Origin of the sequence: Methylobacterium sp. Leaf466, from assembly GCF_001425565.1 — a bacterium.
GTDB lineage: Bacteria > Pseudomonadota > Alphaproteobacteria > Rhizobiales > Beijerinckiaceae > Methylobacterium.
Window position 1 is genome coordinate 24,730 of record NZ_LMRC01000005.1, and the last position, 13,868, is coordinate 38,597.

Sequence of the window (13,868 nt, forward strand, 5' to 3'; positions counted from 1 at the left end):
GCGTCCCTGCTCCTCTGACCGGATTCGCCGTGGATACGCCGCCGTCCGACGGACGCGGGCTCACGACAGGTAGCGATGGATCAGCAGCCGCGGGTCGATGACCACGACCGCCCCGGGGTGCGATCCGCCCGCTTGATAGACCGAAACCGCTCCGCTTCCCAGGCTTGCCTCCCGCAGCCCCGCCGGGGTCTCGCCGCCGGCCGGAGCGGCCTCGACGGGAATGGCGATCACGGCCTCGACACGGTCGACCGCCAGGGCGATGGCCGCACCGGTGCCGCGCAGCAACACGAAATGGCCGGTGGGCACCTCGCCGTCCGTTTCCCACCCAGCGTTGTCCGTCATCCCCGCGTGGCGTCCGAGCCCCTCCGCGGGGCGTCCCAGCGCCTCGGCGAGGCCGATCACGCTGACGACGCGGCCCGAGAGCGCCACGAGGCCGAGCACCGCCGTGGGCGCGCCCGGCACGGGCGTGCAGGCCCGCGCCGGCATGACCTGGGCGACTTCGCCGAGCGGCAGGCCGTAGCGGTCCGGCCCGCACAGGCACAGGAGCACCGGGCGGGTCGCGACGCGGGTGCCCGACCGGCCGCGCCTGGCCAGGGTCGCGGAGCGCTCGTCGAGCAGCGCGTCGAGCCGCGCCTGCGTCCTGCCGTCGATCAGGGCCCCAGCCGTCACGTCGCGTCCTCTCGAAGGCCGTCGCGGGCCAGGATGGCCGTCGCGACGAGTTGGCCCGCGCGCAGGCCGTCGCCCTCGGGCACCTCGTCCTCCGCCGCGAGGCGCCGGGCGATCCGGACGGCGTTGTCGAGGCTGCGCGCGGCCGCCTCGCGGCGACCCACCCCCGTCAACAGAAGGCCGAGCTGGTAATGGGCCATGACGAAGTCGCCGTCGAGGTAGATCGCACCGCGCAAGGCGCGTTCGGCCTCAACCTCGCGGCCCAGGCTCCAGGCGAGCAGCCCGTCGTAATAGTGGAGGGCGGGCTGCGTCGGCCCCTCGACGAGGGCCGTGCGCACCGCGCGCCAGGCCTCGGCGACCGCGCCGGTGTCGGCCAGGGTCCTGATCCGGTCGAGGGGGTCCGTCCGCGGCGGCGGCGGGGAGGCCGGTTCTGGGTGCGCCCGCACCGGGCTCACCCAGGTGGATTCCACCCGCACCGGTGCCGGGGGAGCGGGGAGGGGACGCCAGGGGGTGGGCGCGATGACGGCGGGCTGCGGCGTCCCCTCCGGCTCGGCCGGCATGGCCCCGCGGGGACGGTAGGCGACGGTGCCGGGCAGGTTGACGGGGTCGAGGATCTCGCAGAACGACGGGTTCGGCTCGGCATGGCCGAGGAGAAGCCAGCCATCGGGCTTCAACCGCCGGCCGAAGGCGTTCACGAGGTCGAACACGACCCGGGCCTCGAAGTAGATGAGGACGTTGCGGCACAGGATCAGGTCGACGTCGGAAAACCGCGGCAGGCCGTCGTCGAGCAATCCGAGGAGGTTCTGGTTCTCGAAGGTCACCATCCGCCGGAAGTGCGGACGCAGGGTGAAGCTGCCGTCGCGGGACGCGCCGGGCGCACCGGGGCCGGTGACGAAGAAACGTTCCTGGTCCTCGACGGGCAGCGTCCGCAGCGCCCAGCGCCCGTAGGTCCCCGAGCGGGCCACGGCGAGCGCGGCGTCGCTGATGTCGGTTCCGGTGATGGCGATGCGCCAGGTCGGCAGGTCCTGGCCGAGGAGGTCGTGGAGCAGGATCGCGATCGAATGCGGCTCGGCCCCGGTGGAACAGCCCGCACTCCAGATCCGCAGGGTCCGGCTCTGTGCCCTGGCGGCGATCAGGCCGGGCAGGATGGTCCGGCGCAGGGCCGCGAACTGCTCGGCGTAGCGAAAGAAGAACGTCTCGCCGATGGTGATCTCGGATTCGAGGGCGGCCCACTCGGGCGGTCCCGTCTCCGGTCCGGAGAGATGGGCGAGATAGGCCCCGGCGTCGGTCAGCCCGCAGGCCTTGAAACGCCGGTACAGGCGGTCGAACAGCAGCCCGTCCTTGTCGCGGTAGTAGTGGTGGCCGGTGCGCGCGATCACCGCCGCCTTCAGGGCGGGATAGCCCGGATCGGTCTCCGGGCCCGGCCGGGTCGTGCGGGTCGCCATCACGCCGCCGGGAACGCCGCGAGGCGGTCGGCCTCGCGCGCAGCGAGGGCGGCGAGCCGGTCCCGCTCCTCAAGAGTGAGGATGCGCGGGACCGCGAGGATCGGTACGAGGCGGTCCTGCCGCGACAGTTCGGCGACGACGCAGCCGTTCAGCGTGCTCGTCTGCGAGATCGGGTGCACCGCCTCATCCCCCACCCGGACGAGGTCGTCGACCCGGTCGACCAGGAAGGCGGCGGCCCCGTCGGCGGCGAGCACCAGGTGGCGGTAGGGGTTCTCGTCCTCGGGCACCCGCGCTTCTCCCCGCAGCCCGAGCAGGCGCGGCAGGTCGATCACCGGCACCGGAAGGCCGCCGAGATCGAGGAACCCGGCCAGCATCGCGCCGGCCGCCGGCGGGCGGTGCAGGCGCGGCAGGGGCAGGATCTCGCTGACCTCGACCTGCGCCAGGGCGCAGGTGGTGCCGGCCAGGGAGACGACGAGGTAGGCCGAGGTGGGGGACGGTACCAGGACGCGGCTCCGGTCAGGACGAACGAAGCAGCGGCCGGCCGGCCGGCTGCGTCCTCAGATAGGACGGCGGGTGGAGGGAGAGCAAACCCGAAGATGTCTTCCCGCGAGACGATGCCTGCCCGCGAGACGACACCTCGCCACGGGACGGTGCCTCGCCAGGACGAGGAGACCGGAGATCAGCTCCCGGATTCCCCCTGCCACCCGCATTCGGCGAGCGTGGGCGCCATGTGTGCCGGGGCCGGGGCGGTGACGAGGATGGGCGGCTTCTTCGGATAGAGCGGCAGGCTCAGGGTCCGCGCATGGAGCTGCAGCCCCGGTCCGCCGAAGCGCGGGGCCGTGCCGTAGATCGGATCGCCGAGGATCGGCCATCCAGAAGCGGCGCAATGCACCCGTAGCTGGTGCGTGCGCCCGGTGACGGGGGTCAGCGCCAGCCAGGTCAGGGCCCGGTCGGGCGAGCGGCCCAGGACCTGCCACCGGGTCAGGGAGGGGTCGCCGGCCGGATCGACCTTCATCCACCAGCTGCGCGGGTCGTCGGAGCGCCGGGCGAGGGGCAGGTCGATGCTGCCGTCCGCCTCGTCCGGGCCGCCTTCCACCAGCGCCCAGTAGGTCTTGCCGACGCTTCCGCTGGCGGCGAACAGCTTGTTCAGGCGGGCGAGCGCCTTGGGATGGCGCCCCAGCGCGAGGCAGCCGGAGGTGTCGCGGTCGAGCCGATGGGCGACCTCGGGACGGCGCGGCAGGCCGAACCGCAGGCCGTCGAGGTGGTCGGTCAGGGTCTCGCCGCCCTTCGGGCCGGGATGGACGGGCAGTCCGGCCGGCTTGTCGATGACGAGAATCAGGCCATCGCGGTAGAGGAGGCGGGCGCCTATGTCTGCTACGAGGGCATCGGCTGGGGGCATGGTCTCGCGCTAACGCCGCCGGGACCAGGGAGCAAGCGGGAATGAGCGACGACAAGAGGCCGGGCTGGCTGCTGCGCCGGATGTTCGGCAAGAAGGAGGAGGCGTGGCCGCCGGAGCCGGTGCCGGTCCAGCCGCCGGATGCCAGGTCGAATTCCAAGGCGGATGCCAGGCCGGAGCCCACTCCCGCACCCGAGCCGGTGGCGCCGCCCCTCGATTCCCCTGCCTCGATCTCGGAAGGCCAGCCGGACTTCGCCACGGGCGCGGCGGACGTGGCCCATGTCCCGCTGCCGGCGAGCGAGCCGTCGCAGGTCGATTCCGACAAGAACGCCGTCCCCGACGAGATCGAGGGCGCCGACCTCCAGCCGGTGGAGGAGGCGGTGGAGGAGGCGCCGGCGACGTCTCTCCCGCCGACGCCGGAGCCCGAACCGGACCCCGCGCCCGTGGCGGTTCAGGTGGTCATGCCCGAGGTCGTCCTGCCCGAGGTCGTCCTGCCCGAGCCGGAGAAGCGCGGCTGGTGGAGCCGGCTGACGGGCGGCATGAAGCGGACCTCCTCCGCCCTGTCGGAACGGGTGACCGGCCTCTTCACCAAGCGCAAGCTCGATGCCGACACCCTGGAGGAACTGGAAGACGCCCTGATCCAGGCCGATTTCGGGGTCGAGACCGCCATGCGGATCTCGGAGGCCGTGGGCAAGGGCCGCTACGAGAAGGGGATCTCGCCCGACGAGGTCAGGGCCATCCTGGCGGCGGAGGTCGAGCGGGCGCTGCTCCCCGTCGCGTTGCCGCTGGTGGTCGATGGCGCGAAACGACCGTTCGTGATCCTGATGATCGGGGTCAACGGCGCGGGCAAGACCACCACCATCGGCAAGCTGTCCCTCAAGCTGAAGGCCGAGGGGCGCAGCGTGATGTTGGCGGCCGGTGACACCTTCCGCGCCGCCGCCATCGAGCAGCTCAAGGTCTGGGGCGAGCGCACCGGGGTGCCGGTGGTGGCGGGCGCGCAAGGGGCGGACGCCGCCGGTCTCGCCTTCGAGGCCTTCAAGGCGGCCAAAGCGGCGGGCACCGACGTCCTCCTGATCGACACCGCGGGGCGTCTCCAGAACAAGACCGGGCTGATGGCCGAGCTGGAGAAGATCCTGCGCGTGATCCGCAAGATCGACCCCGACGCCCCCCACGCGGTGCTCCTCGTCCTCGACGCGACGGTGGGCCAGAACGCGATCAGCCAGGTCGAACTGTTCTCGAAGGCCGCCAACGTCACCGGCCTCGTGATGACCAAGCTCGACGGCACGGCGCGCGGCGGCATCCTCGTGGCGCTGGCCGCCAAGTTCGGCCTGCCGGTGCACTTCATCGGGGTCGGCGAAGGGGTGGAGGATCTCGAGCCGTTCGCGGCGCGCGACTTCGCACGGGCGATCGCGGGGCTGGAGGCGGATTAGGCGATCGCGATATCGGTCCTGGAGAAATCGTTACCTTTGAAAAGCAGCGGCGCTCCGAGGGCTTGCGCCAGGGCGTAGGAAAAGCAATCGCCGAAGTTCAGGCCGGCCGGGTGCCGGCCTTTGCCGTACCGGGCAAAGGCATCGGCCGCGCGCTGGGCGAGGGCGTGGTCGACCGGATGTATGCCGATATCGCGGCGCGTCAGCCAGGTATAGACGACGGCCCGACCGCCGAACCGCCCCTCGGCGATCATGGCGCATTCGAGGTAAGTCGCGGCCGACATCATCCGCTCGCTGGCCAACGCCAGCGCGCGAGACAAGGCGGCGGCCTCGGTTTCGTGCTGGAGGATCGCCACGAAAACCGAACTGTCGACGACGATCACGCCGGCAGTCCATTCTCGTCGTAGGACAAGACGTCGACAGGGATGCGCTCATCGACCACGGAAAGCGCGGACCATTGCGCCCGAAGATCGTCATCCGCCTTCAATCCCTCGGCAATACGGTGGGCGCGTTCCTCGTCCAGCCGTTCCCGCTCGCGCCGCAGCAGGTCCACGAGCAGGTCGGTGCCGTTCCGCCCGGCGCTGGCCGCGACCTCGGCGAGCAGGGTCTCGAAATCGGGGTCCTCGATCGTGATCGACATCGGCGGGCTCCCGGGGCTGGCCGGTTGAGGCGGGGGCTCAAACCCGTGTACAGCGCGGGCGCCGGAACGACCATGCCGCGCCCGAGCGGCCGAGGACAGACCATGCAGATCGAAGCCGTCCCCCCGAAGCGTCATCTGCCGCCGTTCCTCAAGCTCGTGCTGGAACTCGGGCCGCTCGTGGTGTTCTTCTTCGCCAACGCCTATGCCGAGCGCTTCGGCGTCACGCCCGACCAGAAGCTGTTCGTGGCGACGGGCCTGTTCATCGCCGCGACGGTGATCGCGCTGTCGATCCACTACGCCCTGATGCGGCGCCTGCCGATCATGCCGCTGGTCTCCGGCGTGGTGGTGGTGGTGTTCGGCGGCCTCACCCTGGCCCTGCAGGACAAGACCTTCATCATGATGAAGCCGACCATCGTGAACACGTTGTTCGGGCTCGTCCTGCTCGGGGGGCTGGCCTTCGGCAAATCGCTGTTGTCGGTCGTGCTCGACAGCGTGTTCGCCCTCACCGAGGAGGGCTGGCGCAAGCTCACCTTCCGCTGGGGCCTGTTCTTCCTCGTGCTGGCGGTGCTCAACGAGGTGGTCTGGCGCACGCAGACCGAGGATTTCTGGGTGAGCTTCAAGGTGTTCGGCATCATGCCGCTGACGATCGCCTTCGCCCTGTCGCAGACGCCGCTTCTGATGCGGCACGAGCGCAAGGACGCGCCGGAGGCGTGAGGCTCAGCGCTTGTCGGCCACGGCCCTGATCCGTCCGAGGACGGAGGCGTAGTTCTCCGGCGTCAGGATGCCCACGAGCTTGTCGCGGATGACGCCGTCGGGGCCGATGATGAAGGTCTCGGGCACGCCGTAGACGCCGAAGTCGATGCCGGTGCGGCCGGTCGGGTCCATGCCCACCGCCTGGAACGGGATGCCGTTGCGGCTCAAGAACCGGCGGCCGTTCTCGGGCGAATCCTTGTAGTCGATGCCGACGAGGCGCAGGCCGGGCTCGCGGGCCAGCCGCATCAGCTGGGGATGCTCGATCTGGCAGGGCGCGCACCACGACGCCCACACGTTCAGGACCGTCACCTTGCCCTTGAGCTCGTCGCTCGACAGGCCCGGCACCGGACCGTTCTCGCCGACGAGGCCGGGCATCGCCTCCAGGGTGAAGGCGGGGGCCGGCCGGCCGATCATCGCCGAGGGCACCGCCGCCGGATCGGCCCCCGAACGCAGGCGCAGGAAGAAGATCACGCACAGGAGCGCGAAGGCGACCACCGGCAGGATCGTCAGCAGCGACCGGCGGGGCACGGCGGCAGGGGTGTCGCGGCTCACGAGGGCTCTCCGGAAGGTCCGTCGGTCCGCTCGTCCTGCATCGCCGCCAGCGTCCGGCGCTGGGCACGCGCGTCGCGCAGGGCGTGCAGGATCAGCCCGCCGATCACCAGGGCGGTGAAGCCATAGGCTCCCAGGATGAAGCCCCCGTGCGGCCCAAGATCCATCGCGGTCACAGACCCGGGATCGCCCGATCGAGGGCGGGGGCGGACGCAGGCGCGGGCCGGCGCGCGCCAGCCTGGTCCAGGGCCTCGGCCTCGCGGATGGTCAGCACCCGCACCCGGCGGCGCAGGATCTCGGTGCGCATCCCCTGCAGGTGCAGGGTGATCCCCAGCAGGGTGAAGGCGAGGATCATGAGGAGCAGCGGGTAGAGCATCGACGGGTCGATGGTCGAGCCGCCCATGCGCAGGATCGAGGCCGGCTGATGCAGGGTCGACCACCAGTTCACCGAGAACTTGATGATGGGCAGGTTCACCGCGCCCACCAGGGTCAGGATCGCGATGGCGCGGGCGGCCCGGTTGGGATCCTCGATGGTCCGCCACAGGGCGATGATGCCGCAGTAGATCAGGAACAGGATCAGCATCGAGGTCAGTCGCGCGTCCCAGACCCAGTAGGTGCCCCACATCGGCTTGCCCCAGAGCGAGCCGGTGACGAGGCAGACCAGCGTGAAGGCCGCGCCGATGGGGGCGGCGGCGCGCTGGGCCACGTCGGCGAGGGGATGGCGCCAGACCAGGGTGCCGATCGCCGAGAGCGCCATGGACCCGTAGAAGAACACCCCGAGCCAGGCCGCCGGCACGTGGATGTACATGATCCGCACGGTCTCGCCCTGCTGGTAGTCGGCGGGCACCACGAACCAGGTCAGGTACAGCCCGTAGGCCAGGAGCGCCGCCGACAGCCCGGCGAGCCAGGGCATCACGGGGGCGGTCCAGCGCAGGAAATGGCCGGGATGGGCGAGGCGGGTCCACATGCGCCGGCCTTAGCGCAGGGTGCGGTGCAACCGCAATGCGGAGGTTGGGCGCAGCCCGGTCGCCCGCATGGTTCGATGGGGCCGGACGCCGGGCGTTCCAGGGTTGGACCGGGATACCGCCGCAGGTCTGGCGACGGGTGGCGACGGGCTTTCGCGCCTCGCCTTGACCCTCCCCGGCGGCCGGTCCAGAACCCGGCGCTCGCGCAGCGTCCCGACGAGGGAGGCGCGCCTCGACTTTTCCCACACGAACCGCACGGGGACACGCGCGATGGCCGCGTTCAACGACCTGGTGTTCTCCGGCGTGCAGCCGACCGGGAACCTGCACCTCGGCAATTATCTCGGCGCCGTGAAGCGGTTCGTGGAGATGCAGGCGCGGGACGCGCAGTGCCTCTATTGCGTGGTCGACATGCACGCGATCACGCTGTGGCAGGATCCGGCCGAGCTGAAGACCCAGATCCGCGAGGTCACGGCCGCGTTCCTGGCCGCCGGCATCGACCCGAAACGCTCGATCGTGTTCAACCAGAGCCAGGTGCCGGCGCACGCCGAACTCGCCTGGATCTTCAACTGCGTCGCGCGGCTCGGCTGGCTCAACCGCATGACCCAGTTCAAGGACAAGGCCGGCAAGGACCGCGAGAACGCGTCCATCGGCCTCTACGCCTATCCGGTGCTGATGGCCGCCGACATCCTGGCCTACCGCGCCACCCACGTGCCGGTCGGCGAGGACCAGAAGCAGCACCTCGAACTCACCCGCGACATCGCCCAGAAGTTCAACAACGACTTTTCGGGCTCGATCGCCGCGCACGGCCACGGCGACGCCTTCTTCCCCGTGACGGAACCGCTGATCGGCGGTCCGGCCGCCCGCGTGATGTCCTTGCGCGACGGCACCAAGAAGATGTCGAAGTCCGACCCCTCGGACAATTCGCGCATCAACCTCGCCGACGACGCCGACGCCATCGCCAACAAAGTCCGCAAGGCCAAGACCGACCCCGAGCCGCTACCCTCCGAGGTCGCGGGGCTCGCCGGGCGGCCCGAGGCCGACAACCTCGTGGGCATCTTCGCCGCCCTCAAGGACACCACCCGCGAGGCGGTGCTCGCCGACTACGGCGGCGGGCAGTTCTCCGCGTTCAAGGGCGCGCTGGTGGAGCTCGCTGTCGAGACCCTGGCGCCGCTCGGCGCCGAAATGAAGCGGCTCGTGGCCGAGCCCGAGCACATCGACGCCGTGCTGTTCGACGGCGCCGAGCGCGCAGACGCCATCGCTGCCCCGACCCTCGACGCGGTCAAGGACATCGTCGGCTTCGTGCGGCGTCCGCGCCTGCGCAGCGTCTGAACCATGGCGATCCGGGCTCTGGTCTTCGACGTCTTCGGGACGCTGGTCGACTGGCGCTCCGGTGTCGCCCGCGAGGCCGCGCGCCTCCTCGGTCCCGCTTGCGATGCCGGCGCCTTCGCCGATGCCTGGCGCGCCCGCTACCAGCCGTCCCTGGAGCCGGTGCGCGCCGGCCTGCGCCCCTTCGTCGACCTCGATACGATCCATGCGGAATCGCTCGGCGACGTGCTGGCACAGTTCGGCATGGCGGATACCCCGGACGCGGTGCGGGCGGAACTGGTCCAGGCCTGGCACCGGCTCGACGCCTGGCCCGAGGTGCCAGACGCCCTGCGACGCCTGCGCAAGAACTACCTGCTCGCGCCCAACTCGAACGCGCACGTCCGGCTGATCGCCGATCTCGCCCGCCGCAACGGGCTGATTTTCGACGCGATCCTCGGCGCCGGGTACTCCCGCGACTACAAGCCGAAGCCCGCCCTCTACCGCGACGCGGTGGCGGCCTTCGGTTTCGCCCCGGAGGAGACCCTGATGGTCGCCGCCCATTCGGGCGACCTCGCGGCGGCGACGCGCCACGGCCTCTCCACCGCGCACATCGCCCGGCCGCGCGAACACGGGCCGGGTGGCGGGGAGACCGCGCCGGGTGTCCCGGTCACCATCGCAGCGCGGGATCTGGCGGATCTCGCCGACCGGCTCGGCTGCTGATCACAGGAGCGAAGCGGGGACGCGGCGGCTCGCCGAGGATCTCGGTCGCGGGCCGGGCCATTCCAATTCCCTGTGATCGAGGGACGACGCCTGCCTGCCGTCTCGCAGGCGTTCGTCGTCGCCCGGCGGCCTCCGTCGCGGACCTCGTCAGCTCTCGCCGCGCGCGACCCGGGCCTCGTATTCCGGCAATTCGATCCGGCCTTCCGTCGCGACGCGGGCCTTGTCCTCGTCCGGGATCACGTCCGCGACCATGTCGAGGCGCTTCCACAGGGCGAGCGGGGTTTCCTTCTCGGGGGTCGGTACGTAGCGGTTCTGCTCGAGCTTCCTGTACTTGTGGATGTAGCGCGGGCAGTTCACCCAGGCCTTCGTGACCGCGATCTTCACGAGGTACTTGGCCTCGGTGTACTCGGCCATCAGCGGATCGTCGCGCAGCATCCGGGCGTGGCCCTGGACGCGGACCCGGTGCGGCGTCTCGAAGTCGATGAACAGCAGGCCGACCTTGGACTGCCCCTCGATGTTGCCCATCGAGTACCACATGCCGTTGCCGTCGAAGCCCGGGAACACGAGGGTTTTGTCGTCGAGCACCTTCACGAAGCCGGGGCTGCCGCCCTTGTAGGAGACGGTCGGCATGCCGTCGGGATCGACGGTGGACAGGAAGAACATGTCGCGACTGCCGATGAAGGCCGCCTCGTCCGGCGAGATGTGGTCGTGGACCCAGCCGGTATCGAGGCGCTCGGCGAGCTTGACGGTGTTGTATTCTTCCTGGAGCGCGCGATGTTCGTCGAAATAGAGCGATGCCATGCCGGATGTGTCCTCCCGTGTCTCGGCCGCACTCGGACGGGCAGCCGTTGGGTGGAATGATCGCGGGATTTTCCGCTCGGCACAACCTTGCGAGTGCCTCCTCCCGTTCCACCCACGACACGCGCACGCATGAAAAAGCCGGCGTCGCTCGCACGACGCCGGCGTCAGCCCTGACGCGCAGCCGAGCAAAGCACGGCTGCGAAATCCCAAACGATCAGTTCTTGGACTTGTCGACGAGCGCCTTCTCGGAGATCCACGGCATCATGCCCCGCAGCTTGGCGCCGACCTCCTCGATGGGATGGCGGGCGAGCTTGGCGCGGGTGGCCTTGAACGAGGTCTGGCCGACCTTGTTCTCGAGCATCCAGTCGCGGGTGAACTTGCCCGACTGGATGTCGTCGAGCACGCGCTTCATCTCGGCCTTGGTCTCGGCGGTGACGATGCGCGGGCCGGTGACGTACTCGCCGTACTCGGCGGTGTTCGAGATCGAGTAGTTCATGTTGGCGATGCCGCCCTCGTAGATGAGGTCGACGATGAGCTTCACCTCGTGCAGGCACTCGAAATACGCCATCTCGGGGGCGTAGCCGCCCTCGACCAGGGTCTCGAAGCCGGCCTTGATCAGCTCGACGAGGCCGCCGCAGAGCACGGCCTGCTCGCCGAAGAGATCCGTCTCGCACTCTTCCTTGAAGGTGGTCTCGATGATGCCGGCACGTCCCCCGCCGTTGGCCGAGGCGTAGGAGAGGCCGAGATCGTGGGCGTTGCCCGACGCGTCCTGCGCGATGGCGATGAGGGTCGGCACGCCGCCGCCCTTGAGGTACTCGCCGCGCACCGTGTGGCCGGGGCCCTTGGGGGCGACCATCAGCACGTCGAGGTCGGGTCGCGGCTCGATCAGGTTGAAGTGGACGTTGAGGCCGTGGGCGAACAGGAGGGCGGCGCCCTGCTTCATGTTCGGCGCCAGCGACTCCTTGTAGATGTCGCCCTGCAGTTCGTCGGGGGTGAGCATCATGACGACGTCGGCCTGCTTGGCGGCGTCGGCCACGTTCATGACCGTGAAGCCCTCGTGCTCCGCCTTCTTGGCGGTGGCCGAGCCCTCGCGGAGCGCGATGACGATGCCCTGCACACCGGAATCGCGCAGGTTCAGCGCGTGGGCGTGGCCCTGGCTGCCGTAGCCGACGATGACGACCTTCTTGCCCTTGATCAGGTTGAGGTCGGCGTCGCGATCGTAATAGACCCGCATGGCGGTCCCTTCTCTTCTTAAGACGTGAGTGCGCCCCGGCGCCCTCATCTGAAACGACATCCGCGCGGCCGTGCGATGCCGGCTTTTAACGAGGCGATCCCCGCGACGAAAGGGGAATTGTTCCGTCGCCGATCACGCCGGCAGGTCGAGGCCCTCGCGGGCGAACACCGCCTGGACGGCGGGACGCCCGGCCATGGCGCGGGCATGCGCGGTCCAATGCGGGAACCGCGTCGCCATGTCGAAGCCCAGCGCCGGTCCGCGTCCCCACATCCAGAACAGCAGCAGATAGGGATCGACGACGCTGAAGCGGTCGGCCACCGCCCAGCCGCCGTTGGAGAGCCTGACCTCGGTCATCGTGAAGAGGTCGCCGCAGGTGTCGACGCCCTTGGCGCGGATGCCGGCGAACGCCTCCTCGTCGGCGGTGTAGCGCTCGGGCCGGCGCACGTGGGCATAGGCGATGTGATGGTTCGTCGACAGCCACCCGAGCCATTCGTCGGCCACCGCCTGATCGCGGGCAGACTCCGGCCACAGCGCCGGGTGACAGCGCCCGACATGGCGCAGGATGGCGCTGTTCTCGGTGAGGACCCAGTCCGCCTCGACCAGGGCCGGCACGCGACCGCGCTCATTGACGGCGAGGTACTCGGGCGCACGCTGGTCGCCGGCCATCAGGTTGAGGCGGGCGGTCTCGAAAGGAGCGCCCGCCTCCTCGAGGGCGATGTGGGAGGCGAGCGAACAGGCGCCGGGGGCGTAGTAGAGGATGGCTGGCATCGGTCAGGTCACTTGACAGTCAGGAATCGAAACGGAGGCCGAGAACTTTAGCGATCGTATCGCGAACCTCCGTCAGGAGGTCGAACGGTACCGCCCCAATCGAACGAAAACCACGAGACGACCGATCCACGCTGCGAATGTGATCGCAGAGCACAACGCCTTTCACCGGCAGCCCGCTCGGAAGGATCACCTTTGTGGGCCAGGGCGCGATATTTCCCGTGATTGGACAGACGATGGCGATCGCATTCCGCTTATGGAAACCCTGCCCGGTGAGGACGAGGGCCGGCCGGACGCCGGCTTGTTCCCTACCCAGCGTAGGCCGAAAATCCACCCAGACGAGGTCACCGGCGTGGGGAAGCTGGAGATCATCGACTCCATTCATCGTCGATAATCTCCGCGCCGACGTCTTGCCCCCAATCGACGACTTCGGGACGGTTCGCGGGACCAAGCCGGTCCATCTCGGCCAGCATTTCCTCCAGCGTCGATGAGGGGGCGCGAGGACTGATTTCGACAGTTTGCCCGTCACTCAGGCCGTTTTCCCGACCTAGTTTTGCGGAAAAACGAATCACGAATTCCTCACCCGATTGGGTTAGCTTGGCTTTCATCGCTCACGGTCTCCGCGGAACCCCGTCGATATAGCGCCGCGCGAAAAAACCTCACATCGCCTCCGCCCCACGCCCCATCGCCGCGATGCCGGTGCGCGAGATCTCGACGAGACCGATCACCGTCATCAGTCCGATGAAGCGGTCGATCTCCTCCGTCGTGCCGGTGACCTCGAACACGAAGGAGTTGAGGGTGGCGTCCAGCGTCTTGGCGCCGAAGGCGGCGGCCAGGGTCAGGGATTCGGTGCGGTGCTCGCCGGTGCCCGCCACCTTCACGAGGCAGAGCTCGCGCTCCAGTGCACGTCCCTGGAGCGTCAGGTCGACGACGCGGTGGACCGGCACCAGCCGGTCGAGCTGCGCCTTGATCTGCTGGATCACCGCGTCGGTTCCGGTGGTCACGATGGTGATGCGCGAGATGTGGCGCGCCACCTCGGTCTCGGACACCGTCAGGCTCTCGATGTTGTAGCCCCTCCCAGAGAACATGCCGGAGATCCGGGCGAGGACGCCCGGCTCGTTGTCGACGATGACGGCGAGGGTGTGCCGGTTGACGGCCTCGAGCCTGCCGGCATCGGGGTAGTGCGTGTTCATGGCGTTCAT

19 protein-coding genes are annotated in these 13,868 nt (G+C 69.7%); 4 read left to right on the forward strand and 15 right to left on the reverse strand.

All coding sequences use genetic code 11. The features are described from left to right. Positions 1–60: 60 nt before the first annotated feature. The 4 genes from ASG59_RS04120 to ASG59_RS04135 all read right to left on the reverse strand — a co-directional run bounded on the left by ASG59_RS04120 (position 61) and on the right by ASG59_RS04135 (position 3,510). Positions 61–669 carry a chemotaxis protein CheW gene (locus tag ASG59_RS04120; RefSeq protein WP_056407133.1) on the reverse strand — a complete coding sequence of 203 codons (609 nt, stop codon included), beginning with the start codon at positions 667–669 and terminating at the stop codon, positions 61–63. Next, complete coding sequence (locus ASG59_RS04125; protein ID WP_056407135.1) at positions 666–2,111, reverse strand: protein-glutamate O-methyltransferase CheR; 1,446 nt, start codon at positions 2,109–2,111, stop codon at positions 666–668. The genes ASG59_RS04120 and ASG59_RS04125 overlap by 4 nt, the downstream gene beginning before the upstream one ends. Beyond that, a complete protein-coding gene (locus ASG59_RS04130; RefSeq protein WP_056282017.1) occupies positions 2,111–2,614 on the reverse strand; it encodes a chemotaxis protein CheW in 504 nt (167 codons plus the stop codon). The genes ASG59_RS04125 and ASG59_RS04130 overlap by 1 nt, the downstream gene beginning before the upstream one ends. Before the next feature lie 176 nt (positions 2,615–2,790). Further along, positions 2,791–3,510 carry an RluA family pseudouridine synthase gene (locus tag ASG59_RS04135; RefSeq protein ID WP_056407137.1) on the reverse strand — a complete coding sequence of 240 codons (720 nt, stop codon included), beginning with the start codon at positions 3,508–3,510 and terminating at the stop codon, positions 2,791–2,793. A gap of 41 nt (positions 3,511–3,551) precedes the next feature. Here ASG59_RS04135 and ftsY point away from each other — a divergent pair, with 41 nt between their 5' ends. Further along, positions 3,552–4,937: a signal recognition particle-docking protein FtsY gene (ftsY, locus tag ASG59_RS04140; RefSeq protein WP_056407138.1), complete on the forward strand. Its 1,386-nt coding sequence runs from the start codon at positions 3,552–3,554 to the stop codon at positions 4,935–4,937. Here ftsY and ASG59_RS04145 read toward each other — a convergent pair. Continuing rightward, positions 4,934–5,317 carry a type II toxin-antitoxin system VapC family toxin gene (locus tag ASG59_RS04145; protein WP_347379669.1) on the reverse strand — a complete coding sequence of 128 codons (384 nt, stop codon included), beginning with the start codon at positions 5,315–5,317 and terminating at the stop codon, positions 4,934–4,936. The two genes, ftsY and ASG59_RS04145, sit on opposite strands and share 4 nt — an antisense overlap. After that, positions 5,314–5,574, reverse strand: a complete 261-nt coding sequence (locus tag ASG59_RS04150; RefSeq protein WP_056282010.1) for a type II toxin-antitoxin system VapB family antitoxin — start codon at positions 5,572–5,574, stop codon at positions 5,314–5,316. The genes ASG59_RS04145 and ASG59_RS04150 overlap by 4 nt, the downstream gene beginning before the upstream one ends. Positions 5,575–5,676: 102 nt before the next feature. On the opposite strand from ASG59_RS04150, the gene ASG59_RS04155 reads away from it, so the two are divergent. Beyond that, on the forward strand, positions 5,677–6,288 hold the full coding sequence (locus tag ASG59_RS04155; protein WP_056282007.1) for a septation protein A: 612 nt from the start codon (positions 5,677–5,679) through the stop codon (positions 6,286–6,288). A gap of 3 nt (positions 6,289–6,291) precedes the next feature. On the opposite strand, the gene ASG59_RS04160 is transcribed toward ASG59_RS04155, so the two are convergent. The 3 genes from ASG59_RS04160 to ASG59_RS04165 are packed head-to-tail and all read right to left on the reverse strand — an operon-like array spanning position 6,292 to position 7,843. Next, a complete protein-coding gene (locus ASG59_RS04160; protein WP_056407140.1) occupies positions 6,292–6,879 on the reverse strand; it encodes a DsbE family thiol:disulfide interchange protein in 588 nt (195 codons plus the stop codon). After that, positions 6,876–7,043: a heme exporter protein CcmD gene (gene ccmD, locus ASG59_RS19710; RefSeq protein ID WP_082528611.1), complete on the reverse strand. Its 168-nt coding sequence runs from the start codon at positions 7,041–7,043 to the stop codon at positions 6,876–6,878. The genes ASG59_RS04160 and ccmD overlap by 4 nt, the downstream gene beginning before the upstream one ends. Before the next feature lie 5 nt (positions 7,044–7,048). Further along, the gene (locus ASG59_RS04165) at positions 7,049–7,843 is read right to left on the reverse strand and encodes a heme ABC transporter permease (RefSeq protein WP_056407142.1); all 795 of its coding nucleotides are present in this window, start codon (positions 7,841–7,843) and stop codon (positions 7,049–7,051) included. Between the two features lie 268 nt (positions 7,844–8,111). Here ASG59_RS04165 and trpS point away from each other — a divergent pair, with 268 nt between their 5' ends. Then, positions 8,112–9,170, forward strand: a complete 1,059-nt coding sequence (gene trpS / locus ASG59_RS04170) for a tryptophan--tRNA ligase (RefSeq protein WP_056407144.1) — start codon at positions 8,112–8,114, stop codon at positions 9,168–9,170. A 3-nt stretch (positions 9,171–9,173) separates the two neighbouring features. Next, complete coding sequence (locus ASG59_RS04175) at positions 9,174–9,866, forward strand: haloacid dehalogenase type II (protein WP_056407146.1); 693 nt, start codon at positions 9,174–9,176, stop codon at positions 9,864–9,866. Positions 9,867–10,013: 147 nt separating this feature from the next. On the opposite strand, the gene ASG59_RS04180 is transcribed toward ASG59_RS04175, so the two are convergent. From ASG59_RS04180 to ilvN, 6 genes are all read right to left on the reverse strand, one after another. Beyond that, the gene (locus ASG59_RS04180) at positions 10,014–10,667 is read right to left on the reverse strand and encodes a pyridoxamine 5'-phosphate oxidase family protein (RefSeq protein ID WP_056407149.1); all 654 of its coding nucleotides are present in this window, start codon (positions 10,665–10,667) and stop codon (positions 10,014–10,016) included. A gap of 214 nt (positions 10,668–10,881) precedes the next feature. Then, positions 10,882–11,901, reverse strand: a complete 1,020-nt coding sequence (gene ilvC, locus ASG59_RS04185; protein ID WP_055881585.1) for a ketol-acid reductoisomerase — start codon at positions 11,899–11,901, stop codon at positions 10,882–10,884. A 132-nt stretch (positions 11,902–12,033) separates the two neighbouring features. Then, positions 12,034–12,669: a glutathione S-transferase gene (locus ASG59_RS04190; protein WP_056407151.1), complete on the reverse strand. Its 636-nt coding sequence runs from the start codon at positions 12,667–12,669 to the stop codon at positions 12,034–12,036. Positions 12,670–12,688: 19 nt separating this feature from the next. Then, the gene (locus ASG59_RS19715) at positions 12,689–13,051 is read right to left on the reverse strand and encodes a type II toxin-antitoxin system PemK/MazF family toxin (protein WP_082528612.1); all 363 of its coding nucleotides are present in this window, start codon (positions 13,049–13,051) and stop codon (positions 12,689–12,691) included. After that, positions 13,035–13,274, reverse strand: a complete 240-nt coding sequence (locus ASG59_RS19720; RefSeq protein WP_082528613.1) for a hypothetical protein — start codon at positions 13,272–13,274, stop codon at positions 13,035–13,037. The genes ASG59_RS19715 and ASG59_RS19720 overlap by 17 nt, the downstream gene beginning before the upstream one ends. A gap of 51 nt (positions 13,275–13,325) precedes the next feature. Further along, positions 13,326–13,868 carry an acetolactate synthase small subunit gene (gene ilvN / locus ASG59_RS04195; protein WP_055881580.1) on the reverse strand — a complete coding sequence of 181 codons (543 nt, stop codon included), beginning with the start codon at positions 13,866–13,868 and terminating at the stop codon, positions 13,326–13,328.